18 protein-coding genes and 1 riboswitch are annotated in these 23677 nt (G+C 69.0%); of the genes, 5 read left to right on the top strand and 13 right to left on the bottom strand.

The window, feature by feature from the left end; genetic code table 11:
• Nucleotides 1–15: 15 nt before the first annotated feature.
• Together AC5Y6X_RS15360 and AC5Y6X_RS15365 are read right to left on the bottom strand one after the other, a co-directional pair.
• The gene (locus AC5Y6X_RS15360) at nt 16–1749 is read right to left on the bottom strand and encodes an NRAMP family divalent metal transporter (protein WP_499987282.1); all 1734 of its coding nucleotides are present in this window, start codon (nt 1747–1749) and stop codon (nt 16–18) included.
• Between the two features lie 4 nt (nt 1750–1753).
• Complete coding sequence (locus AC5Y6X_RS15365; protein WP_499987746.1) at nt 1754–1969, bottom strand: hypothetical protein; 216 nt, start codon at nt 1967–1969, stop codon at nt 1754–1756.
• A gap of 272 nt (nt 1970–2241) precedes the next feature.
• Nucleotides 2242–2414: riboswitch (M-box (ykoK) riboswitch) on the bottom strand.
• An 81-nt stretch (nt 2415–2495) separates the two neighbouring features.
• Here AC5Y6X_RS15365 and AC5Y6X_RS15370 point away from each other — a divergent pair.
• On the top strand, nt 2496–3155 hold the full coding sequence (locus AC5Y6X_RS15370) for an O-methyltransferase (protein ID WP_499987284.1): 660 nt from the start codon (nt 2496–2498) through the stop codon (nt 3153–3155).
• A gap of 3 nt (nt 3156–3158) precedes the next feature.
• Here AC5Y6X_RS15370 and AC5Y6X_RS15375 read toward each other — a convergent pair whose 3' ends face one another.
• The 11 genes from AC5Y6X_RS15375 to AC5Y6X_RS15425 form a co-directional block, all read right to left on the bottom strand.
• A complete protein-coding gene (locus AC5Y6X_RS15375) occupies nt 3159–5159 on the bottom strand; it encodes an acyltransferase family protein (RefSeq protein ID WP_499987286.1) in 2001 nt (666 codons plus the stop codon).
• Nucleotides 5160–5368: 209 nt separating this feature from the next.
• Entirely contained in the window at nt 5369–7036 is a 1668-nt protein-coding gene (locus tag AC5Y6X_RS15380; protein ID WP_499987288.1) for a class I adenylate-forming enzyme family protein, read from the bottom strand.
• Between the two features lie 12 nt (nt 7037–7048).
• Nucleotides 7049–8218, bottom strand: coding sequence for an FAS1-like dehydratase domain-containing protein (locus AC5Y6X_RS15385; RefSeq protein WP_499987290.1), 1170 nt, complete (start codon nt 8216–8218; stop codon nt 7049–7051).
• Between the two features lie 11 nt (nt 8219–8229).
• Nucleotides 8230–9222 carry an acrylyl-CoA reductase (NADPH) gene (acuI, locus tag AC5Y6X_RS15390; protein ID WP_499987293.1) on the bottom strand — a complete coding sequence of 331 codons (993 nt, stop codon included), beginning with the start codon at nt 9220–9222 and terminating at the stop codon, nt 8230–8232.
• A gap of 7 nt (nt 9223–9229) precedes the next feature.
• Nucleotides 9230–10660 (bottom strand): aldehyde dehydrogenase family protein, encoded by a 1431-nt coding sequence (locus AC5Y6X_RS15395; RefSeq protein ID WP_499987294.1) that lies wholly within the window; start codon nt 10658–10660, stop codon nt 9230–9232.
• A gap of 15 nt (nt 10661–10675) precedes the next feature.
• On the bottom strand, nt 10676–12382 hold the full coding sequence (locus tag AC5Y6X_RS15400) for a thiamine pyrophosphate-binding protein (RefSeq protein WP_499987296.1): 1707 nt from the start codon (nt 12380–12382) through the stop codon (nt 10676–10678).
• Nucleotides 12383–12384: 2 nt separating this feature from the next.
• Nucleotides 12385–13602 (bottom strand): CaiB/BaiF CoA transferase family protein, encoded by a 1218-nt coding sequence (locus AC5Y6X_RS15405; RefSeq protein ID WP_499987707.1) that lies wholly within the window; start codon nt 13600–13602, stop codon nt 12385–12387.
• Nucleotides 13603–13736: 134 nt separating this feature from the next.
• A complete protein-coding gene (locus AC5Y6X_RS15410; RefSeq protein ID WP_499987298.1) occupies nt 13737–14669 on the bottom strand; it encodes an SDR family NAD(P)-dependent oxidoreductase in 933 nt (310 codons plus the stop codon).
• 1 nt (nt 14670) lies between these two features.
• Nucleotides 14671–16524, bottom strand: coding sequence for a flavin-containing monooxygenase (locus AC5Y6X_RS15415; RefSeq protein WP_499987300.1), 1854 nt, complete (start codon nt 16522–16524; stop codon nt 14671–14673).
• Nucleotides 16521–17894: an aromatic ring-hydroxylating oxygenase subunit alpha gene (locus AC5Y6X_RS15420; protein ID WP_499987301.1), complete on the bottom strand. Its 1374-nt coding sequence runs from the start codon at nt 17892–17894 to the stop codon at nt 16521–16523. Before AC5Y6X_RS15420 ends, AC5Y6X_RS15415 begins: the two co-directional genes overlap by 4 nt.
• The gene (locus AC5Y6X_RS15425) at nt 17894–18739 is read right to left on the bottom strand and encodes an SDR family NAD(P)-dependent oxidoreductase (protein WP_499987303.1); all 846 of its coding nucleotides are present in this window, start codon (nt 18737–18739) and stop codon (nt 17894–17896) included. The genes AC5Y6X_RS15420 and AC5Y6X_RS15425 overlap by 1 nt, the downstream gene beginning before the upstream one ends.
• 195 nt (nt 18740–18934) lie before the next feature.
• Here AC5Y6X_RS15425 and AC5Y6X_RS15430 point away from each other — a divergent pair, with 195 nt between their 5' ends.
• From AC5Y6X_RS15430 to AC5Y6X_RS15445, 4 genes are read left to right on the top strand one after another with little or no spacing between them, the layout of a single operon-like run.
• Complete coding sequence (locus AC5Y6X_RS15430; RefSeq protein ID WP_499987305.1) at nt 18935–20557, top strand: SMP-30/gluconolactonase/LRE family protein; 1623 nt, start codon at nt 18935–18937, stop codon at nt 20555–20557.
• Nucleotides 20557–21297: a GntR family transcriptional regulator gene (locus AC5Y6X_RS15435; protein WP_499987307.1), complete on the top strand. Its 741-nt coding sequence runs from the start codon at nt 20557–20559 to the stop codon at nt 21295–21297. The genes AC5Y6X_RS15430 and AC5Y6X_RS15435 overlap by 1 nt, the downstream gene beginning before the upstream one ends.
• A complete protein-coding gene (locus AC5Y6X_RS15440) occupies nt 21290–22900 on the top strand; it encodes an AMP-binding protein (RefSeq protein WP_499987308.1) in 1611 nt (536 codons plus the stop codon). Before AC5Y6X_RS15435 ends, AC5Y6X_RS15440 begins: the two co-directional genes overlap by 8 nt.
• Nucleotides 22893–23675, top strand: a complete 783-nt coding sequence (locus AC5Y6X_RS15445; RefSeq protein WP_499987310.1) for an SDR family NAD(P)-dependent oxidoreductase — start codon at nt 22893–22895, stop codon at nt 23673–23675. Before AC5Y6X_RS15440 ends, AC5Y6X_RS15445 begins: the two co-directional genes overlap by 8 nt.
• Nucleotides 23676–23677: the final 2 nt, after the last annotated feature.

Genomic DNA, 23677 nt, shown 5'->3' on the forward strand with positions numbered 1-23677 from the left:
TCGCGCGAATACCGTTCAGGCGATGGCGGTTTGGACGACCTTGACGACGACCAGCGCGACGGCCACCACCAGGTAGCCGCGCAGCGTGAACAGTGCCGCCAGGCGGCTCGGCGACATGGTCGCGCGGGGCAGGACGGCAAGGTTCGGCGTCTGCCAGTTCTCCCGGTCCTGCCGGCGCACCGCGCGCCGTTCGGCGGGGGTGAGCAGCGGCGTGTCGTCGAGCTCGTCGACGTCTTCGGGATCCAGCCCACCCCCGAGCGTCCGCACGACGGCCTCCGCGTCGCGCAGGTCGTTATACCGCCGGCCGGCGACGATCACGGCGGCGCCGCCGGCGATGCCGATCACCGCGCCGACCGCCAGCCCGCCCTCGATGGTGGCGGTGGACAGGCGCGGGAAGAACGTCGTCGCCGTCAGCGCGAGCGACAACAGCACCAGGGACCACACGATGGTCCACGCAATGATGTTCTGCCGCACCGTGTTCACCCACGGCCCCAGCACGGTCCGGTCATTGCAGAGCAAAACCAGGAACACGGTCGCCGAGGGCAGCAGCACGCCGGCGAGCGCCTGCACGCCCTGGGTCACCAGGCCCAGGATGTGGTCCGGGCTGAACGCGACCGCCGCCGACACCGCGAGCAGGAATGCGTAGCCGCCGTAGAACAACGGGGCTTCGCCGATCTTCCAGTGCAGCGAGTGCCGCTTGCCCAGCGCGTCGCCGATGGCGTAGGTGGTGGCCAGCCCGATCGCGTTGGCGCCGATCAGCGATGCGTCCAGCAGGATGATCGCGAACAACACTCCCACCGCGCGGCCGGCGTGCTGGGAAAGCGCGGACGCGACGGCGCCCGCGTCGGTGAAGTGGCCGACGTCGGCGGTGCCGGCCAATCCGAACGCTGCCACCGCCATCAGCACGGTCGACCCGGCCATGACGACGATGATCCCGATGACCAAATCGGCTCGCGCGTAAGGAATCCAGCGTGCCGTGATGCGCTTGTCGACCACGTTGGACTGCTGGAAGAACAACTGCCACGGCGCCACCGTGGTGCCCACGATCGCGACGACCAGCAGCAGCACGGTGGAGTTGAGCCCGCCCGGGAACTGCGGCATCAGCCCGCCGGCGCTCGCCGTCACCGAGGGGTGCACCAGCAGCACCATCGGGACGATCAGGATGTTCACCGCGATCAGCAGGAACATCAGCGCCTCCCAGCGCCGAAACGAGCCCCCGGCCACCACGGCGAACAGCAGCGCGGCGGCGGCCGGGATCGCAACGATCCGCGGGCAGCCCAGGAAGCCCAATGCCAGTGAGACACCGATGAATTCGGTGACGATGGTCAGGGCGTTGAGGATCAGCAGGTCACCGACGCTGAAGGCACCCCAGAACTTGCCGAAGCGCTCGAAGATCAGCCGCGCGTGCCCGACCCGGGTCACCGCGCCGAGCCGCAGCACCATCTCCTGGTTCACGTACAGCACCGGAATCAGCATCGCCAGCGTCCACAGCAGGCCCATCCCGTAGTTCTGCCCGGCCTGCGCGTAGGTCGCGACGCCGCCGGCGTCGTTGTCGCCCACCATCACGATGAGTCCCGGGCCGGTGATGACCATCAGGGTCCGCAGGCGGCGCCAGCGGCCACCGAACGCGCCGGTGCCGTCCCGCCGGATGCGGCCGAACGCGCCGACGATGTCGCCGGTGTGCGCGGAATCCAGCACGGCCGGCCCGGACGCGTTCACGCCGCGCTGCTGGGCCGAGATCGAGGTCATGGGATCACCGGCGGGTGTCGGCACGGTCCGACGGGTGTCCGCCCAGCGAGGCGGTGACCATCGCGATCGGCATCCGTGAGACGTACAGGTTGGCGCGCTCCTGCGGCGTCAGCGCGCGCCCCGCGCACAACCTGCCCATCAGCTGGCGGCCCGCACGCAGCATCGACCGCCCACGCAACCTGGTAACACCGGAAACACGGTGTGCAACAACAAAAGCCATGATCGTCACCTCTTTCGGGTCCGATCGGCTCGTGACATTCAACGGCGCCCGAGCGTGCGTGGCGGCGCGCCATCGACGGCGCGGGGCCCGCGAGTGCTCGTGAAGTTCAGGCGGTGCGAAGAGTGCCGGAACCGGATCGGGACAAGACGGATTTCGGATAGGGACTATCGCCGGGACTCATCTCGCCCTCACCTCCTCACGGCCGGGACACGCACGGGTGCCATCACGTTTCACCTGAACGGAAGAGGCGATGACCGGCGCCAATGACGCCGGTCGCACCCCTCTCGTCGGAGCTTCGGCACTGCACGGCGTATCCGGAAGATCTCCGGAAGCCACTTGGGCTCAACCCTTGAGCCGGGAAGAGCTGTCCTGACCCGGGGCGTCTCTCGACGTTCGGGGTCAGTGGCCTGTATCCATGCAGACGCCTCACCTACCGAGGTGCTTGCCCGTCCATGCTGGCACGCGGTCCGCTGCTCGTCAAACTCATTAGCGGTTTCGTTACGCCGTCGTGGCTACCCTCGAGGACATGGCCACAACATTGCGGGATCCCCGGGTCTCCACCGTGCTCGATCGGATGTACGCCGAATCGAAGAAGCAGATGTCGCTGCTGCGTGAGCGGCGCGACCAGTTCGACCGGCCGATGACGGCCGCGGAACGCGCGGAGGCGATGAGCGAGTTCTACATCCCGGTGACCCCCGAGGCCGGCCGACTGCTTTACGCGCTGGTGCGCGCGACGCGCCCGGCCACGGTGGTCGAGTTCGGCATGTCCTTCGGCGTCTCGGCCATTCACCTTGCGGCGGCGGTGCGCGACAACTGCACCGGGCGGGTGGTGACCACCGAGCTCAGCGGCACGAAGATCGCCGCCGCGAAGAAGACCTTCGCCGAGACTGGACTGGACGACGTCATCACCATCCTCGAGGGGGACGCGCTCAGCACACTGCGGGGCGTGGACGGACCGGTCGGGTTCGTCCTGCTCGACGGTTGGAAGGACCTGTACCTACCGGTGATCAAGCTGCTCGAACCGCGGCTGCCGACGGGCGCGTTGATCGTCGCCGACAACACCAGCGCGGCGGACACCGGGCCCTACCTCGACCTCGTGCGCAATCCCGAAAACGGCTACACCAGCTTCAATTTCGCGGTCCGGGAAAGCGACAGCATGGAAATCAGCTGCCGCACCGACGATTGACGATCACCGCAGGGATTCCTCCAGCCACGGCGTCAGCCACTTCACCCCCTCCGGGGTGAGGTGGACGCCGTCGCTGCGCACCTTGATCCCGTCGACCTTGGCGGTGTAGACGCCGTCCGGGCACAGCTTCTTGTTCAGGTCGAGGATCGCGACGTTGGGATGGTGGGCAACCGTGTTGCGCAGCATGGTGTTCCACTGGTTGACCCGGTCCGGCTGGTCCTCCGGGTACAGCCGGCCATCCGGCTTTTCGCCGCCGCGGCTGTAGGGCACGGTCGCCACCACCACGCGAACCCCGGTGGAGCTCACGATGTTCAGGGCCCGCTCGAGTTCGCCGTTGAGGTACGCGTCGAAGGTCGGATCGCCGATGTGGGTCCACTGTCCCTCGTTGACCCGGTCGACGGTCTCCCAGCGGCCGATGATCAGCAGCGCGACGTCCGGCTGGTCCTGGTTGACCTGGGCCGACCAGCGGGCCGGCCAGCTGTCGCATTCGGGCCGTTGCTCCAGCGTCTGGCCGATGTAGCGGTACGGCGTGCCGCGCACCAGGCTGCAGCCGATGACGGTGTGGTCGCGGAAGGCGAATCCGGGCGTCGGCGGAAGGTAGTGCATCCAGGTCCAGCCGATCGAATCGCCGAACACCGAAACGGTGAACGGCCGGTTGGGATCCCGCGGCCGCGGGTGGCCGGTGCCCGGCGGCGACGGCGAAACCGCCGCGACGGCCGAGACGCCCGGCGGCAGCCCGTTTTCCCGCAGCGCGGGCCCGGTTCCCACCGGGATCAGCAACAGCGTGATCGCGGCGGCGCTGGCCACCGTGGCGGCCGCCAGCGGCAGCAACGGCACCCGCGCCGGGGCCCAGCGCCGGACCGGCTGCTCGATCAGCCACCACGACGCGGCCGCCACGGCCACCGCGGCGGCGCACCGGGCGGCGAACAGCGGCAGCCCGGTCCATCCGGTGCGTTCGCCGTTGAGCGCCAAAAAGATTGGCCAGTGCCACAAGTACACGCCGTAGGAGATGGTGCCCAGCCACACCAGTGGCGGCGCGGCCAGGATGCGCGCGATCACGCCGCGCTGTTCCAGGGCCACCGGGGCGATCACCAACACGGCCGCGACCGCCACCCCGATCAGCAGACCGTGGCGGAATTCACCCACGTCGCCGGTTGCGTAGTGGGTGGCGGCGGCCAGGCCCGCCACCCCGGCGAACGGCAGCAGGCGGGCGACGCGGCGCCCCCACCGGGTCCGGATCATGCACCAGCCGCGGTTCAGCGAGGGCCAATCCCGGACCAGCAGGGCCGCCGCCGCCGAGCCGATCAGCAGCGCCTGCGCGCGGGTGTCGGTGCCGAAATAGACTCGGTCACGCGTGCTGTCGGAGACGAAGACGATGGCGGCCGCGGCGGACGCCAGCGCCCCCAGCGTGGCGATCACGAAGACGGCGAAGCGGACCCCGCCCACGGTCGCCCGCATGAAGTAGCGCCGGGCCCGCGCCGCCAGCAGCACGGTCACCGCGATCAGCAGGACCGGCCAGACGAAGTAGTACTGCTCCTCGACCCCGAGCGACCAGGTGTGCTGCAGGGGCGAGGGCGGGGCGCCCTGCGTGAAGTAGTCGGTCTTTTGGGCCACGAACCGCCAGTTCGCCATCCACAGGAACGCGGCGATCGCGTCGTCCCGCAGCCCGGTGAGGGCCTGGTAGGGCAGGAGTTCGCGGGCGGCGCCCACGGTGAGCACCATCAGCACCAGCGCGGGCAGCAGCCGCCGCGCGCGGCGAATCCAGAAGCCGGTCAGCTCGATACGGCCGCTGCGCCGCAACTCGTCGAGCAACAGCGAGGTGATCAGGAACCCACTGAGGACGAAGAAGACGTCGACGCCGATGAACCCGCCGATCACCCCGGGGATGCCGCCATGCCCGGCGAGCACCAGCGCGACGGCTATCGCACGAAGCCCGTCCAGGGCGGGTATGCCGCCGCGCTGTTCCGGTTGATCCCAAATCGCCAGCCGGCCGGTGCGTCGCACGGGTGCGACCCATCGGGGGCGCCGAGCAGAAGGCGCCGGCGCGGGGTTCGTCCCGCCCGGCTCAGCGCTCGCCTTTAGCGCGCCCTGACCTCGCCCGGCGCCGTAGTTGCTGCCGATACGTCGTTGCCCCTCCTCGTGATCTCAGCAAGCTTAGAGGCGGCGCCGCCCGATCCAGGCGAAGACACGCGAAGACACGCAAGGGTTTTGGCTCACCTACCGGCCAGCAGCTTGGTGGCCAGTTCGCGAAGCTCACCGGCCTTGATCTTGGCGTTGCCGGTGACCGCCACCTCGTCCTCGCGGAAGAACAGCAGATGGCGCGGCACCTTGTAGCTCGCCAGTCGTTGCCGCAGGAAGGCCAGCAGCTGCTCGGTGTCCAGGGCCACGCCGTCGTGCGGCACCACGCAGGAGACGACGACCTCGCCGAGCGTTTGGTGCGGAACACCGACGGTCTGGGCCACCTTGACACCGGGGTGTGCGATCAGGGCCTCGTCGACCTCGCGCGGCGAGACGTTGGCGCCGCCGGTCTTGATGATGTCGGTGAGCCGGCCCTGCCAGTACAGCCGGCCGGCGTCGTCGAGGTAGCCGCCGTCGCCGGTGGGAAAGAAGCCCTCGGCGTCGAGCGTCTCGTCGAGCGGGACGCCGATGTAGCCGAGCATCAGGGTGGGCCCCTTGACGCCGATCTCGCCGGCCTCGCCGCACGCGACGACGCGGCCGGTGAGCGGATCCGTGATCTTCAGCGTCACGCCGGGCAGCGCCACCCCGAAGCTGTCCGCGTGCACCTCGGGCGGGGTGTTGGCGGGGTAACCCGTTGTGATCGTGAATGTTTCGGTGTTGCCGTAGGCGTGGCCCGGCTCGTGCCACTCGCCCGAAACGGTGGGATGGTGCGCGATCGGGGTCTTGTAGTCCGCGAACCGCACGCTGCTCAAATCGACGCTGTCCCAGTTGGGCGCGCCTTCCAGCTGGGCCCACTGGTGGGGCCAGGCGAACGGGAAGTTCACCCGCTCGACGGCGATGAGCTCGAGCGCCTCGGCGGCGTCGAAGGTCGACTGCAGGACCAGGGCCCCGCCGCTGGCCAGCGTCGAGCCGAGCACCATCGCGAAATTGCCGGACCAGAAGAATCCGTTGGCGGTCCAGCCGCGGACGTGATCGTCGGGGGTGAACCCGTACATCCGCCGGAACCGCCACAGCTGGATGCACACCCCGCGATGCGCGCTGAGGATGCCCTTCGGCTTGCTGGTGGAGCCGGACGAGAAGAACAGCACGGCCGCATCGCTGGGCTGTGTCGCCACGGCCGTCGCCTCGACGAGCTCGCCGGGTTCGCCGTCACCGGACGCCAGGAACTCGTCCCAGGTTTCGATGCCCGGCGCGGGCTCGCCGACCGAAACCAGTCGGCGCAGGAACGGGTACTGCGCCGGTTGCAGCCCGGCCAGAATGGCGGCGAAGTCCTTCGACGGCACCCTGCGCTCGAACAGCAGCACCGAAACGGCGGAGGCCCGCAGCAGGTAGTCGAGCTCGGACGGCGTGGCAAACGTGCTGAGCGTGACGGCCACCCCGCCCGCCAGGGACGTACCGAACACGGCGGCAAGCCATTCCGGCCGGTTGGTCATCAACACGCCGACCCGGCCGTCCTTGCCCAGCCCGCACGCGCGCAACGCGCGCGCCACCTGCATCGCGCGCTCCCACAGCTCGGTGTACGTCCAGCGGACCACGCCGGCGGCGGTGCGACACACCAGCGCCTCCCGCTCGCCGTACGCCCGCGTCACCTCGCGCAGGAAACCGGGCAGGGTGAGCGCCCCCAGCCCGGGCTCATCCGCCAGCGGCGGCCCGGTCACTATCGAAAGGCGGTGCGCTGCTTCCGAATCCGTCTCGTCGGCCATGGCTACAACCGTCTACAACGGCAGTTCGACCTCGGCCGTGCAGCCCACCAGCATGTCGCCGTTCTGGTTGGTCAGGCGCAGCTTGACCTGCACGAGGGGCACACCCCAGGTCGATTCCGGTTGCTTGTCGACGACCTCGGCGTCGAAATAGGTCACGTCACCCTCGAAGGCGGGCGCCCGGAAGTCGGCCCTGGAGTGGCGCACCATGCCGTCGTGGCCCGCCCAGTACGCCAGATAGTCGGTGCACCATGCGCCCATCGTCGCGCCGTACCCGTAGGCGCGAGCCATCCCGACCTCGCTGGCCCGGTCGGCGTCGATGTGCCCGCGCGACGGGCCGACGTAGAGCCCGTCGCGCTTGCGCGGGTCGATCTTCGCGTCCTCCTCGTCGAACGCGAAGTCCTTGCCCCAGCCCGGATCCTGATAGACCCACGGATCCTCGATGCCGGGCGGCGCGACCCATCCGAAGGTGCCCCAGATGTTGAACAGGAACGCCCGGTACTCCGTGGTGAAGCTGGCGATGCTGTGCGGACCGATCACCCGGCGCGGCAGCGTGTCGCCGACCTTCACCTCGTCGAAGCGCGGTGACACACCCAAGCGGTTGGACTCCAGCCACTCGCGCCGCAGCCGTTCGACTTCCTCGAGCTCGGTTTGGGTCCAGCGTTTGATGTCACCGAGCTGGTTTTCGAACATCCCGCGCTTGGTCGCCTCCTCGTAGAGGTAGCGGATCGCGGTGGAACGCTCGCGCGCCACCAGGGTGCCGTGCTGGTTGGTGTGGACGGTGTCGCCGCGCGAGAACATCGTCGGGCCGGCGAACTTGGTCTCGGTCACCTTGTAGTCGTGAAACCGCCTCTCCTGGAACAACTTGTCGCCGGGCCGCACAGGGCAGCCGTAGAACCACCATTCCTCCCCACCGAAGATCAAGTGGCTGTTCGGAATGTGGCCCACGCACGCGGGCGCCGCGCCGTGCCCGTAGTCCAGGGCCACCGCGATGGACTGCGGCGCCACGATGCCGCCGAACTTCGAGTCGCGGGCGAACAGCTCGTCCCAGTGCAGCGGGTTGGGGTAGTCCATCGCCATCACCCACCGCCGGATGTCCGACGAGCTGCACGGGTCCCACAGTTGCCCACCGCCGACCGGCTTGCCGACCCGGTGATCGACGTCGGACAAATCGAGCTCGGCCATCAGCGCTCTCCTCAGCGGTTGACGTCGACGACGATGCGGCCGCGCACCGTGCCGTCCATGAGTTCCCCGGCCGCGGGAATCGCCTCGCCCAGCCCGATCTCGCGGGCGATGGAATCCAGCGCACCGGGATCGAGGTCGCGCGCCAGCCGTTGCCAGGCGGCCAGGCGCCGCTCCCTGGGCGCCATCACGCTGTCGATGCCGAGCAGCGAAACGCCGCGCAGGATGAACGGCGCGACCGTCGCCGGGAAGTCCATGCCCTGGGCCAGCCCGCAGGCGGCGACCGCGCCGCCGTACCGCGTCTGCGCGCAGGCATTGACGAGGGTGTGGCTGCCGGCGGTGTCCACCACGCCCGCCCATCGCTCCTTCTGCAACGGCTTGCCGGCCGCGCCGAATTCGGCGCGGTCCAGCACCGTCACGGCGCCGAGTTGCTGCAGGAACTTCTCCTCCGACGACTTTCCGGTCGCCGCGGCGACTTTGAACCCGGCCGCGCTCAGCAACGCGATCGCAACGCTGCCGACGCCGCCCGTCGCCCCGGTCACTAGGATCTCGCCCTGCTCGGGCGAAACCCCGTGTCGCAGCAGGGCATCCACGCACAGGCTGGCCGTGTAGCCGGCGGTGCCGATCGCCATCGCCTGGCGGGTGGTGAACTCCGGCGGCAGGGGGATCAGCCAGTCACCGTTGAGCCGGGCGCGCTGGGCCAGCCCGCCCCAATGCGTCTCGCCGACGCCCCACCCGTTGAGCACCACGCGGTCGCCCTTGCTCCAGTCGGCGTGGCTGCTGTCGGTCACCACGCCGGCCAGATCGATTCCGGGCACCATCGGGAACTTCCGCACCACGGGCGATTTACCCGTAATCGCCAGGCCGTCCTTGTAATTCAGCGTGGAGTACTCGACGTCGATGCCGACGTTCGCGTCGGGCAGCTGCGCCTCGTCCAGCTCGGTGACCCCGACCGTCTGCGCCGCCCCAGTTTCCGAGCCCTTTTCGATCAAAACTGCCGAAAACATCCGTGTCTCATCCCTTCTGGGGCGCATAGCCCAAGGTGCTCTTGACCTCCAAGTACTCGTGGAACCCGGCCTCGCTCCACTCCCTGCCGTTGCCGCTGTGCTTGTAACCGCCGAACGGCGCGTTCAAGTCGAAGGCGTGGTTGATCGTCACCCAGCCGGCGCGGATCTTGCGGGCCACCTCGCGCGCCTTGTCGAGGTCGGCGCCCGAGACGTAGCCGGCCAGGCCGTAATCGGTGTCGTTGGCGATCTCGACGGCCTGATCGATGTCGTCGTAGCCGAGGATGCACAGCACCGGCCCGAAGATCTCCTCGCGCGCGATCGTCATGTCGTTGGTGACGTTCGCGAAGACCGTCGGATTGACGTAGTAGCCCGTGTCCAGCCCCGCCGGCCGGCCCGGGCCACCGGCGACGACGGTCGCGCCCTCGTCGATGCCCTGCTGGATCAGGCGCTGAACCTTCTCGAACTGTGCCCTCGACGCCACCGGCCCGATCGCGGTCTTGTCGTCGGGGCTGCCCACCTTCACCTGCTCGGCGGTCTGGCGCGCGATCGTGATCGCCTCGTCCATGCGCGAATTCGGCACCAGCATGCGCGACGGCGCGTTACAGCTCTGCCCGGAATTCGGCATCATGTTGACCACGCCGGCGCGGACGCTGTCGGCGAAGCCCGCGTCGTCGAGGACGATGTTGGGGCTCTTGCCGCCGAGCTCCTGGGTCACCCGTTTCACCGTCGGGGCGGCGTTCTTGGCCACCTCGATGCCGGCGCGGGTGGATCCGGTGAACGACACCATGTCGATGTCGGGATGGCCCGCCAGGGCCACACCGACGCCGGGGCCGTCGCCGTTGACCAGGTTGTACACGCCGGCCGGCACGCCCGCGGCATCCAGAATCTCGGTGAAGACGTAGGCCGAGAACGGCGCCACCTCAGACGGTTTCAGGATCATGGTGCAGCCCGTCGCCAACGCCGGGTAAACCTTGCACGCGATCTGGTTGAGCGGCCAGTTCCACGGCGTGATCAGCCCGCAGACGCCGATCGGCTCCTTGACGATCAGCGTCTCCCCGTGCTGCTCCTCGAACTGGAAGTTCTTCAGCACGTCGATCGCGGTCATCAGGTGGCCGAGCCCGAGTTGCACCTGCGGGCCGGCGGCCAGCGACGGCGGGGCGCCCATCTCCTCGGTGACCGCGTCGGCGAGATCGCCCGACCGCTTGCCGTATTCGGCAAGGATCGCCTGCAGCAGGTCCAGGCGTTGTTCGCGACTGCTTAGCGACCAGCCGGCGAACGCGCGCCGCGCGGCCTGGACCGCCGCGTCCACGTCGGCGGCCGAGCCGAGGGAGATCTTCCCGGAGACCTGCTCGGTCGCCGGATTCTCGACGTCAAACGTGTTGGGCCGCGCCGGGTCCACCCAGCGCCCGTCAATGTAGAACTTCAGGTATTCGCGCATGACATCACCTTCTCGTTACTGGGTTCCTTCGGCATACCAGGTGCGGAATTCGTCGTACTTGGGCATCTCCTCGGAGTTGGCCTTCGGATCGATGCAGACGTGCACGACGGCCGTCTTGCCGCTCGCGTAGGCTCGTCGGATCGCCGGGCCGATCTCGTCCTCCTTCTCGACGTACTCGCCGTGGCAGCCGAAGCCCTCGGCGACCTTGTCGAGGCGGACGTCCTTGCTCCAATGCACCCCCGGCTGCGGCGACGGCTGGGGGAAGGTGCGCTTGTAAACGCCCACCTCGAGACCCCACTGATGGTCGACACCCACCACGCATACCAGTGGAAGATTTTGCCGTGCAGCGGTTTCCAGCTCGGCGATGTGGAAGAGGAACGCCGAGTCGCTGGTCAGCAGCATCACCGGGCGTTTGCCGCCCTCGGCGACCGATGCGCCGATCGCGTACGGCAGGCCGGTGCCGAGATGGCCGAAGTTCTGATTCCAGATGACGTCGCGCGGTTTGGCTTGTGAGTAGGTCCACTGGAATATGACGGTCGCGCCGCCGTCGCGGACCAAGATGCCGTCCTTCGGAAACGCTTTGGTGGCCTCGACGACGAACCGCGCCGGGTGCACCGGCGTCCGGCCCGTCGGCGCGTTCTCGGCGAGCTGCGCCAGCTCCGCCGCGTCCGACTTGATCCACCGGTCGAGATCGGCCGACGGCGTTCTCGGGGTCTCGCGCAGCGCCTCCACCAGCTGGGGCACCACCCCGCGCAGGTCACCGACCAGGGGGACGTCGATGGGGCGGTTGACGCCGATGGCCGCCGGATCCTGCTCGACCAGAACCCATTTGCGCTTCGCGTCGTTCTGCGCCCAGTGACGGGTCCGGCCGTAGTGGCTGGGCTCGCCGAGCTCCGTGCCCAGCGCGACGCACAGATCGGACTCGACCACCGCCTCCACGGCCGCCGGCGAGAATCCGTAGGCGAAGGTGCGGTCCTCGAGACCGTCGATGAACGACGTGCCGCCGGAGGTTTGGATCACCGGGCAGGCCATGAGGTCGGCCAACTCCTTGACCGCCGCGCCGGTGCGCGACGTGTGGACGCCGTGGCCGACCAACAGGATCGGGCTCTTCGACGCCCGAATCAGCCTCGCCGCCTCGGCCACCTCGCGCTCGCCCGCGGTCTGGTTGACGAGCCGGTACCGGTTGGGCGGCAGCGGATCCGGCACGTCGAGCTCCTCGAGGATCACGTGCGACGGGTACTCGACGTAGGCCGGGCCGGGTGTGCCGGACATGGCCCGGCGGATCGCCTCGTGGATGATCTCGTCGGTCTGGTCGGCGTATTCGATGGAGGCGCTGTACTTCACCGACGGCGCGAACAGCGGCTCCTGCCGGACGAATTGGATGCGACCGCGCCGGACCCGGCGCTCGGTGATGCGGGCCCGCTGACCGCCGAGGAAGATCACCGGTGAATTCTCCACCTTCGCGCATTGAATCGCCCCGGCGATGTTGGCCATGCCCGGGCCCAGCGTGCCGATGCACAGTCCGGGTTTGCCCGTCATCCGCGATGCCGCCTCGGCCATGAAGCCCGCGCTCAGCTCGTGATGCGGCGCGACCACCGACCACCCGCGGGCGTCGGCCTCGGCGAACATGTGCACGAAGTTCGGGTCCGGGATGCCGAACAAGGTGTTCACGCCCTCGGCCTCGAACAGGTCGAGGATGCGCTTGTAGACGGGCACGGCCATGGTCAAAAGTCCCTTCCCTCGCGAGCAGACGCAAAAGCACCCTCTGACAGGGTATTTCGGGTGCTTTTGCTGGGGGCACCTCCCGCTTGCGGGGGACTGCTCGCCCCAATTTCGGCGAGCACTTCCGCGGTGTCGGCGCCCAGCTCCGGCGCCGGGCCCGCGACGCGTCCCGGTGTCCGGGAGAACCAGGTGGGCACGCCCGGGAAGCGCACCGGCCCGTGTGGGGTGTCCACGGTCTCGAACATGCCCACGGCGTTCAGGTGCGGGTCGTCGAACAGCGCGCCGGGCGTGTTCAGCGGTGCGGCCGGTATCTCGAGTTCTCGGAAGAGCGCCAGCCACTCTGCGGTCGAGCGCTGTTTCATCGTCTCGGCGACCAGCCCGTAGACGGTGTCGATCTGGCGTGCGCGCTGTTCCAGCGTCGAATACAGCTCACTGGCCCACGGCGGCCGCACGGCGCCGATGAAGGCCTCCCAGTGCTTGTCGTTGTAGATCAGCGCGGCGATGTGGCCGTCACTGGTGCGATACGGGCGGCGGTTGGGCGCCACGGTGCGCGGATACACCGCCGGCCCCAGCGGCGGGTCGAACAGCGCGCCGTTGGCGTGTTCGACGAGCATGAACGAGGCCATGGTTTCGAACATGGCGACCTCGACCTCCTGGCCCTCACCGGTGCGCTCCCGGTGATACAGCGCCATGGTCGTCGCGTACAGCGCGGTCAGCCCGGCGACCTTGTCGGCCATGATCGTTCCGACGTAGTCGGCCTCGCCGGTGAGTTGCTGTTGCACTGCCGGGAGGCCGCATTCGGCCTGGATGGTGTCGTCGTAGGCGGGCCGGTCGCGGTCGGGTCCGCGGCGCCCGTACCCGTAGCAGTTGGTGTAGACGATCGCCGGGTTGATGGCGGCGACGTCGTCGTAGGCGAAGCCGAGCTTGGCGATCGCCTTGGCGCGCATCGAGTGGACGAACACGTCGGCGGTCTCGACAAGCGCGCGCAGCGCCCGGGCCCCGGCGTCGGTTTGCAGGTCCAGGACGACGCTGCGCTTGCCGCGGTTGACGTTGACGAACACGCCGCTCATCCCCGGCGCGGGACCGACCGAGATGTAGCGGGTGTTATCACCTTGCGGCGGTTCGACTTTGATCACGTCGGCACCCATGTCGGCCATGATCTGCGTGCAGTAGGGCCCCATCACCATCGCGGTGAGGTCGATCACCCGCACGCCGGCCAGCGGCCCCGTTCTCGAGTCAGCCATGCAGCACGCCCCGGCCGCCGGCCCCGGCGAGCGTGGGGGATACGCACGAATTCTCCGCGAATTTCGTGCGTTTCACCCACGGTCGGCGAAGGGATTGAGCGCGAACCGAGCTAGGCATGGCCCGCCCCCTGAGCGGCTTGGGCGGCCATCGAGAAGCTGTATCGGATGTGGTCGCCGTGGCCGTCCGGCACGACGGGGAAGACGACGGGATGAGACGCATCGCGGATCGCGTCGAGATGCCCGCCAACATCCTCGACCGTCCACGCGGGCCGATGCACGCCGGGGCTTTCGGCGATGACCGCCCGCGCCACCCGGCCCGCCAGCGCGATGAACACCTCCCCTGTCACAGAACAGGTTTCGTGCGCGAGCCAGCCCACCGTGGGCGCGACGAGCTCCGGGACCATCGGTGGGTACGCCGAGGTGTCGATGCCGGCGGCCATCCGCGTCACCGCGGCCGGCGCGATCACATTGCATGTCACGCCGTGGGCGGCGCCCTCGAGCGCCGCGACGTCCGACAGCCCGATCACGCCGGCCTTGGCGGCCGCGTAGTTCGCCACGTTGTGGTTGCCGTACAGGCCGCCGATCGAGGACGTCAGCACAATGCGCCCGTACCCGGCGTCGCACATGACCGGAAAGGCGGGCCGCAGCACATGGAACGCGCCGCGCAGATGGACGTCCAGCACCGCGTCGAAGTCCTCGTAGCTCATCTCCGTCAGCGGCGCGTAGCGCACGATTCCGGCGTTGTGGATGAGGATGTCGACGCGCCCGTAGGCGTCGAGCGCCGCGTCGATGATGGCCCTGCCGCCGGCCGCGGTGGCGACCGAGTCGATGCTGGCGACGGCTTGCCCACCGGCGGCGGCGATCTCGCGCGCCACGTCCCGGGCCGGGCCGGGATCGGTGCCGTCGCCGGCGAGGTCTCCCCCCGCGTCGTTGACGACGACCTTCGCGCCCCGGGACGCGAGCAGCAGGGCGTAGGAGCGGCCGAGCCCGCGGCCGGCTCCGGTGACGACCGCCACCCGGCCGTCGAAGTTCAAGGAGTTCAAGTCAGTCATCCCCGAGGACCAGACCGTCGAGGTCGCCGTTGGCGCGCCAGGCCTTGAGCATGTCGTCGAACACGTAGAAGCCCGGCATGTACGGGTCGCCGATGGCCGAGCGGATGCCCTCGCCGCCACCGCCGCCCTCGTTGTTGTAATAGCCGGGCGTGCAGGAGACGGCGAATTCCGTGGCGTCCACGGAGGTTTCGCGGATCGTCTTGACCCAGTTGTCCTGGGCCTGCTGGCTGGGCTCGACGGTGGTCGCGCCGCGCGCCATCGCCTCGGAGATGATGTAGGCGATGTGTTCGGTCTGCTGCTCGAGCATTGCGGTGGTGTTCCCCGCGACGCCGCCCTGGATGAAGCCGGTGAAGAACTGGTTGGGGAAGCCGCGGCTGGTCATGCCGTGCAGCGACTTGTAGCTGTCGCGCCAGTGATCGAACAGCGACAGGCCGTCGCGGCCCTCGATCGCGTCGATCGCGTAGCGGCGGCTGATGTCGGTGGTGATCTCGAAACCGCTGGCGAAGATGACGCAGTCGACCTCGTACTCGACGCCGCCCGCGACGATCCCGTTCTCGGTGAGCCGTTCCACGCCTTTGGATTCCGACACGTCGACCAGCGTGACGTTCGGGCGGTTGAACGTGGGCAGGTATTCGTCGTTGCTGCACGGCCGTTTGCACATGAACCGGTAGTACGGTTTGAGCGCCTCGGCGGTCTCCGGGTCCTCGACGAGGTCCGCGACCCGCCGCCGCAGCCGCTCCATGACCTTGTAGTCCTCCTCCTCGCGGATGGCCATGATCTGCTCGATGGTCAGCGACGTGGGATCGTCGAACGCCGCGATCCGCGCGGTCAGGTTGCGCCCGAGCTCCGTCCAGAAGTCGCACACCAGATCGGGCTCGTCGAACACCGCCCCCTCCCCCAACGGCGACCAGCGGTGGAAGTTGCGCTTGCGGTCCTCCTGCCAGCCGGGCCGCAGCGACGCCACCCACCGCGGGTCGGTGGGCTCGTTGCCCCGCACGTCCACCGAGGACGGCGTGCGCTGAAACACGAAGAGGTGCTTGGCGTCCCGGCCCAGGTGCGGGACGAGCTGCACGCCCGTCGCGCCGGTGCCGACGAGCGCGACGCGCTTGTCGTGCAGCTTGTGCAGCCCGCCGTTGGCGTCCCCGCCGGTGTAGTCGTAGTCCCAGCGGGCGGAGTGGAACATGTGTCCCTTGAAGTCCTTGATGCCGGGGATGCCGGGGAGCTTCGGCCGGTTGAACGAGCCCTGCGCCATCACCACGAACCGGGCGCGGATGTCGTCGCCGCGATTGGTGGTCAACCGCCAGAGCTTGATCGTCTCGTCCCAGCGCACCGTGCGAACCTGGGTGGACAGGATGGCGCCGTCGTAGAGCCCGAAGTGCTTCGCGATGCGACGGCAGTGCTCGTAGATCTCGGCGCCGTCGGCGAACTTCTTCGACGGCATGAAATTGAGCTCTTCGAGCATCGGTATGTAGCAGTAGGCGTCGTTGTCGCACTGGATTCCGGGGAAACGATTCCAGTACCAGACGCCGCCGAAGTCCCCGCCCATCTCGATAATGTGCACGTCGTCGACGCCCGCCTTCTTCAGGTACGCGCCCGCCAGCAGGCCGGCGATGCCGCCGCCGAGGACCGCCACGTCGATGTTCTCGTCGATCGGCGCGCGCGGCGCCACGGGCGTGTGGGGATCGACCTCGTAAAGGTCTGCGAACTCGTCCTTGAGTTCCAGGTACTGCTTCGAGCCCTCCGGGCGCAGCCGCTTGTCGCGCTCGAACAGGTACTTTTCCCGCAGCGCTTCGATGTCGATGCCGTCGGGCGTCTGCGTGGGTCCGCACGTTTCGAACATGGTCATCTGTCTGTGAGCTCCTGCGGTTCGCCGGTACCCATGTACTTCGACAATTGGTAATGCAGATTGACGGTGCTGCGTTCGCGGTAGGGGTTGGGCTTGGTGCCGGGGAAGCCAAGGGATTTCATCCCTTGCTGCACGGCGGCCATGTTCGAGAAGTCCTGCGGCAGGACCGAGCGCCACCGGGGGTCGCCGACCGGGGTATGCTCCCACTCCGTCCGGGGCTCTTGGCTTTTCGGGAACAGCTCGAACACCGACACCTCGAAGATGCACTTGTCGGGGTTGTAGCTGGGGTGGGGCCGCGCGCTGTAGCACAGCGCGCTGGTCAGGCCCTGCCCGATCTGGAAGTTCGGAAAGATCTGCCAGGCGGTGCCGGCCTGGCCGAGGATGTCCGACGGAATGGTCGGCCAGATGACGCCGCGGGCCTCGTCGTCACGGCGCGCCGACGCGAGCCAGTGCTCCAGGACCTTGTCGGCCGGTGTGCCCTCGGGCAATTCGTCGACCAGTCGCTTGGCGGCGTTCACGAGGGTCTGGGTGGTGGTGGCGTTGGTCTCCTCCATCGTGTACACCTGCATCTCCGCGGTCGACACGCGCGGGTCGGCGCCGGTGCCGAGGCGGATCTTGGACTTGGTGGCCTCCATGTCTTCCGGGGCGTCGTAGCCGATGTTGCTGTGCTTGCCCTGCGCCTTCGCCCAGCCCTTGAACTCGCCGAACTTGTTGAACTCCGGATGCGTCGTATACACGTGGTAGGTCTCGTTGAAGGCCTCCATCGCGACCTTCCAGTTGCAGTCGAATTCCAGCCACTTGCGCCACTTGTAGCGCATGTTCTCCAGCCCGAACGGGTCGAGGATCTTCGCGGCGGGGAACAGGTAGTCGGCCAGCGGCTCGCAGTCGGGGTCCATGTTGATCCACAGCCAGCCGCCCCAGGTGTCGACCTTGACCGGCCGCAGGTGGGTGTTGTCCGGTGTCAGCGCCTCGCGCCAATCCTGTTGCTCGCGAATGTGAATGCACGCCCCGTCCAGGCCGTAGGTCCAGCCGTGGAACCCGCAGACGAACGACTTGCGGGTGCGCCCGCACGCGTTCTTCGCGCCCTCGGGGGTGTCGATCAGCCGGCGGCCGCGGTGCATGCAGACGTTGTGGTGTGCCCTGAATTCGCTTGCGCCGGTGCGGACCACGATGATCGAGTCGTCCAGGATGTCGTAGGTCAGGTAACTGCCCACCTCGGGCAGCTCCTCGACGCGGCCGACCTGCTGCCAGACCTTCCGCCACAGCCGGTCCCGCTCGGCGCGGGCATACTCCTCGCTGATGTAGGCCTCCACGCCGATGGTCATCGGCTTCGAAAGCTCTTCGGCCGCTTGGACTTCGGTGTCGGTCATCACATCCTCCTGATGGCAGCGCGGAAGGATTCGTCCTTGAGAAACAGCGAGGTGTTGTCGGCGCCGAGGTGGCTCCATCTGAGGTCGAGGCCGCCGTCGACGAGCAGCGTCTGGCCGGTGACGTAGCTCGACAACTCCGAGAGCAGGAAAAGGATGGCGCCGGCCTGTTCCTCGGGACGTCCGCGCCGGCCCATCGCGATCGCCCGCCGGTCCCGGTCCGGGTCCTCGTCGACGTAGGCGCGGGAGGCGGCGGTCTCGGTGACGCCCGGCGCCACGGCGTTCACCCGGATTCCGGCCAGCGCCAGCTCGAGCGCCATGGTGCGGGTCATCGCCGTGATCGCGGACTTGGCGGTGCCGTAGGCGATGTGAAACGGCGCGGTGTTCATGCCGCTGATCGAGGAGATCGACACGATCGACCCGGGCAGCTCGGCCGCGACCAGTTCGGCCGCCACCGCGCGGCTCATGAAGAACGCCGTCTCGAGATTGTCGGTGAAGATCTTGCGCCAGTCGTCGCGCGTCACCCGGGTCGACGGCATCCACGTGGACGGGTCGGCCCCGCCGGCGACGTTGACCAGGCCGTAGAGGCTGCCGTTGGCGCGCCGGGCCTGCTCGATCACCGCGGCGATGCCCTCGTCGGTCGACGCGTCGGCCGCCACCGGCACGACCGCGAGGCCCTGCCGCGCCAGCGGGACGACGTGCTCGTCGAGGTTCTCCTTCGACCGGCTGACCGCGATCACCGTGGCACCCGCGCGGGCCGTCATCGCCGTGACGGTCGTGCCGATGCCGCCGCCGCCGGCGCCGGAGACCACCACGATGCGACCGTCGAGCCCGAGGAGATCTTCCATGACCTGCTTTCCCCTGGCATTTTTGTCCGGACAATATATTGGGTTCTGCCCCTTGGAGAACACTATTCCCATCGGTGAAGACGCCTGTCAAGGGCGGTGCCGATTCCCCGTCGGCTATTGTCTGGACTAGCAGGGCTTGATAACGTCCAGCCCCAACTGGGCACTTCCGGCTAGCGGGAAGGATCTCGGCGAGACATGTCCAATTCGCAGGCCGTGTCCTCGCGGACGTCGCGGTACGCGGTGGATCATCCGGTCGACGTCGCGCCGGGCTGGCGACTCGAGCGGGTCACCGCCCCGAGCCGCCTGTTCGGCGCCAACGGTCTGCGCACCGGCCCGGACGGTCGCGTCTACATCGCCCAGGTGACCGGCAGTCAGATCAGCGCGCTGGACCCCCGCACCGGGCAACTGGTCACCGTGAGCGCCAAGGGCGGCGCGATCGTGGCGCCCGACGACGTCGCCTTCGACGCGAGCGGCAACCTCTACGCGACCGAGGTGATGGACGGCCGGGTCAGCGCGCTGGACAGCGCGGGCCGAACCCGGGTGCTGCGCGACGATGTCCCGTCGGCCAACGGCATCACCGTTCATCGGGGCCGCTTGTTCATCGGCGAATGCCGCGAGGGCGGGCGCCTGCTGGAGCTCGATCTGGGCGGCGGGCCGTCGCGGGTGCTGCTGGAGAACGTGCCCTCGCCGAATGCGATGGAGGTCGGCCCGGACGGCCTGCTGTACTTCCCGGTGATGGGCGCCAACGAGATCTGGCGCATCGATCCCGACGGCGGCGAACCACAGTGCGTCGCAAGCGATCTCGGCGTGCCCGACTCGGTGAAGTTCGACGCGCGGGGCCACATCGTGTCGACCCAGGTGGCCAGCGGACAGGTGCTGCGCATCGATCCGCGCGGCGGCGAACGGCGGGTGCTGGCCCAACTGAGTCCGGGCCTGGACAACTGCGCGTTCGTCGGCGAGAAGGTGCTGGTGTCCAACTTCACCGGGGAGATCACCGAGATATCGCCCGACGGCACGACGCGAACGGTGCTGCCCGGCGGGCTGAACTGGCCGCTGGATCTGGCCGTGGGTCACGACGGGCAGCTCTACATCGCCGACGGCACCTACTTCTATGCCGCCGGACCCGACGGGTCGCTGCGGACCGTGGGGATGTTGTTCAGCCCCGGCTATCCCGGATTCCTGCGCGGCGTCGCGCCGAGCGGGCCCGGCGAATTCGTGGTGACGACCTCGGGCGGCCAGGTCGCCCGCTACCGCCCGGCGGCGAGCGAAAGCGAGGTGCTGGCAGACGGTTTCGACCAGCTGTACGGTGTCGCGCTCGGTGCCGGCGGCGTGGTCGTCGCCGAACTGGGCACCGGCCGGCTGCTGTCGGTACGGTCGGGTGGCCTCGACGTGTTGGCCAGCGGCCTGCGCGACCCGGTCGGCGTCGCGATCGACGCGGACGGGGCGTGCCTGGTGGCGGAGGCCGGCGCCGGAACCGTCGTTCGGGTCGACGGGTCGAGGACCGACACCGTCGTCGCCGATCTGCAACGCCCGCAAGGCATCCTGCTACGCGACCGGGTGCTCTACATCGTCGACGCCGGCGCCAAGGAGCTGATCGCCGTCGACCTGGACACCAACGTGCGCAGCACCATCGCGTCCGGCCTGCCGGTCGGCCCGCCACCGGGGGTGGTGCCCAAGCCGCTGAAGGGGATGCCGCCGTTCTCCGGGCCCCAGGGCCCCTTCGCCGGCATCGCCGCCGCGCCCGACGGGACGCTCTACGTCTCGGCCGACGGCGACGGCAGCGTCCTGGCCGTGCGCCGGTCACGGGACGGCCGCTGATGACCCAGGCCGTCTCCAGCGAGCACCGCTACCTGCAGATCGCGCGCACGCTGCGCAAGGAGATCGTCGACGGCGTCTATCCCGTGGGCTCGCGGCTGCCGACCGAACACCAGTTGTGCGAGCGGTTCGCGGTCAGCCGCTACACCGTTCGCGAGGCGCTGCGGCGGCTGCGCGAGGACAACCTCGTCGCGTCGCGACCCCGGGCGGGCACCCGCGTGGTTCCCCGGCCGGCGTCCAGTTCCTATGCGCAGGACGTGATGTCGATCGACGACCTGCTCGCGTTCGCGGCCGGCGCGCAGCTCAACATCGAGTCCAGCGCGATGGTGACGGTCGACGACGAGCTCGCCGCCCGGACCGGCCTGCAGGCCGGCACACAGTGGCTGTCCGTGTGCGGCTACCGGCAACCCGACGGCGCGCCGGTGCCGCTGTGCCGAACGGAGTACTACATCAGCCGCACGTTCGCCGCCGTCGGCAGGCTGCTGCAGCGCCACGCCGGCCCGATCTTTCCGTTGATCGAGGACCTGTTCGGCGTGACCATCGCCGAACTGCATCAGGAGATCGCCGCGGTGCTGCTCTCCCCCGAACTCGCCGACGGGCTCGGGGCCGAGCCCGGGACGGCCGCCCTGCAGATGCGGCGCACCTACAAGACCTCCGACGGTGAGGTCGCCCAGGTTACGATCAACACTCACCTGTCGTCGAGCTTTCGGTATGCGATGACCATGCGCCGCGTGAATGATTAGGCCGAGCGCCGCGGAGGCCTACCGGCGCGGGCTCTTTGTGCACACCACGCTGGCCGATGCGCTGCGCGCGGCGGCGGAGACGTCGCCGCGGCGAACCGTGTTGGTGGACAACGGCACTCGGCTGGACTGCGCCACGCTGTACACCCGGGCCGACCGGCTGGCGTCCGCCCTGCTGGCGCGGATGGCGCCCGGCAGCGTCGTGTCGTTCATGCTGCCGAACTGGCACGAGGCCGCCGTCGTCTACCTGGCGGCGACGCTGGCCGGGATGGTGGTGAACCCGATCCTGCCGTCGCTGCGCGACCACGACCTGCGCTTCATCCTCGAGGACGCGCAAACCGCGATGATCTTCGTCCCGCACCGATTCGGCGGACACGATTTCGCGGCGATGCTCGACCGGGTGACCGCGGCGATGGCCTCCGCACCGGAGGTGGTGGTGCTGCGCGGCGCTGAAACCGGCGGTCCGCACACGCCGTATGCGGCGCTGTTCGAGGATTCGGGCGCGTCGACGCCGCCGCCGCTGGATCCCGACTCCGTGCGGATGGTCCTGTACACCTCCGGCACCACGGGCCGCCCCAAAGGCGTTCTGCACAGCCACAATTCGCTGCACGCGTTGATCTGCCAGATCCGCGACCACTGGGCCGTCGACCCGGGCGACACGTTTCTCGTCCCGTCGCCGATCGCCCACATCGGGGGCTCGATCTACGCGTTCGAATGCCCGCTGCTGCTGGGCACCACAGCGGTGCTCATGGACCGGTGGGACCCCGCCGCGGCGGTGGCCCTGATAAACAGCGAGCGGTGCACCCACATGGCCGGCGCGACGCCGTTCCTGCAGCAGCTGCTCTCCGCCGCCGAGCGCGCCGGAACCCGGCTGCCCGATCTCAAGGTGTTCATTTGCGGCGGCGCCGCCGTCTCGCCCTCGCTGATCCGCCGCGCCGCAGGGTATTTCGACCGGGCGGTCGTCACCCGGGTGTACGGCTGCACGGAGGTGCCCGTCTCGACCATCGGCGCACCGGGGCGAGACGAGGCCGACCGCGCCGCGGACACCGACGGGCGGCCCGGCATCGCGGAGATCAAGCTCGTCACGCACGAGGCCGCCCCGGCCGGCGACGGTGAGATCCGCGTGCGCGGCCCGCAGATGCTGCTGGGTTACCGGCATCCCGAGCACGACGCCGACGCGTTTGACGCCGAGGGGTTTTTCCGCACCGGGGATCTCGGGCGCTGGGTCGAATACCAGCAGGACCGGTACCTCGTCGTGACCGGCAGGGCCAAGGACGTCATCATCCGCAGCGGCGAGAACATCTCGGCGAAGGAGGTCGAGGACCTGCTCGCCGAGCATCCCGGCATCGCCGAGATCGCGGTCGTCGGGCTGCCGGACGAGCGCACCGGGGAGCGGGCCTGCGCGGTGATCGTGCCCGCGGGCGCGGCGAGACCGGACGTCGCGAGCCTGCTCGCTTTCCTGACCGCGAAGGGGGTCGCGAAGTTCAAGGCGCCGGAACAGGTGGTCATCTGGGACGCGCTGCCGAAGAACGACGCGGGGAAGATACTCAAGCATCGGATCCGGGCGGCTCTGATGCAGGCGTCGACACAGACACAGGATGGGTGAGATGCAGGTCGCAATCGTCACGGGAGCAAGCAGCGGCATCGGCCTCGGGTGTGCGACGAAACTCGCCGGGATGGGCATGGCGATCGTCGGCACGGGCCGCGACCGGGACCGGCTGGCCGAGTTGGAAAGGGCCGTCGGGGATCCGGATCGCGTCGCGACGGTCGCCGCCGACTTGACCCACGACGACGCGCCGCGACGCATCGTGGACGCGGCGGTCACTCGGTGGGGTCACGTCGACTTCCTGATCAACAACGCCGGGGTGGGCAGCCCCAAGCCGCTACACGAAACCGACGACGAGACGCTGGACTACTTCCTGGGCTTGATGCTGCGCGCCCCGTTCCGGCTCGCCCGAGAGGCGCTGCCGCACATGGGGCCCGGGTCGGCGATCATCAACCTCACGTCGACGTTCGCGGTCGTCGGCGGGCTGCGCGGCGGCGCGTACTCCGCGGCCAAGGGCGGGCTGACCGCGCTGACCACCCACATCGCCTGCCAGTACGGGGCGTCGGGCATCCGCTGCAACGCCGTCGCGCCCGGCGTGACGCTGACGCCGATGGTCGAGAAACGCTTGCAGGACGAGCGATTCCGCAAGATGAACACCGAGATGACGCCGCATCAGCGGTTGGGCACCATCGACGACGTCGCCAGCACCGTCGCGTTCCTGTGCTCGCCGGGGGGCAGTTTCATCAACGGCCAAACGATCGTCGTCGACGGCGGATGGAGTTCGACGAAGTATCTGTCGGAGTCCGCGTTGAATTCGGAGTGGGTCAAGCGGTGAAT

It is taken from the genome of Mycobacterium sp. NGS26 (assembly GCF_059813025.1).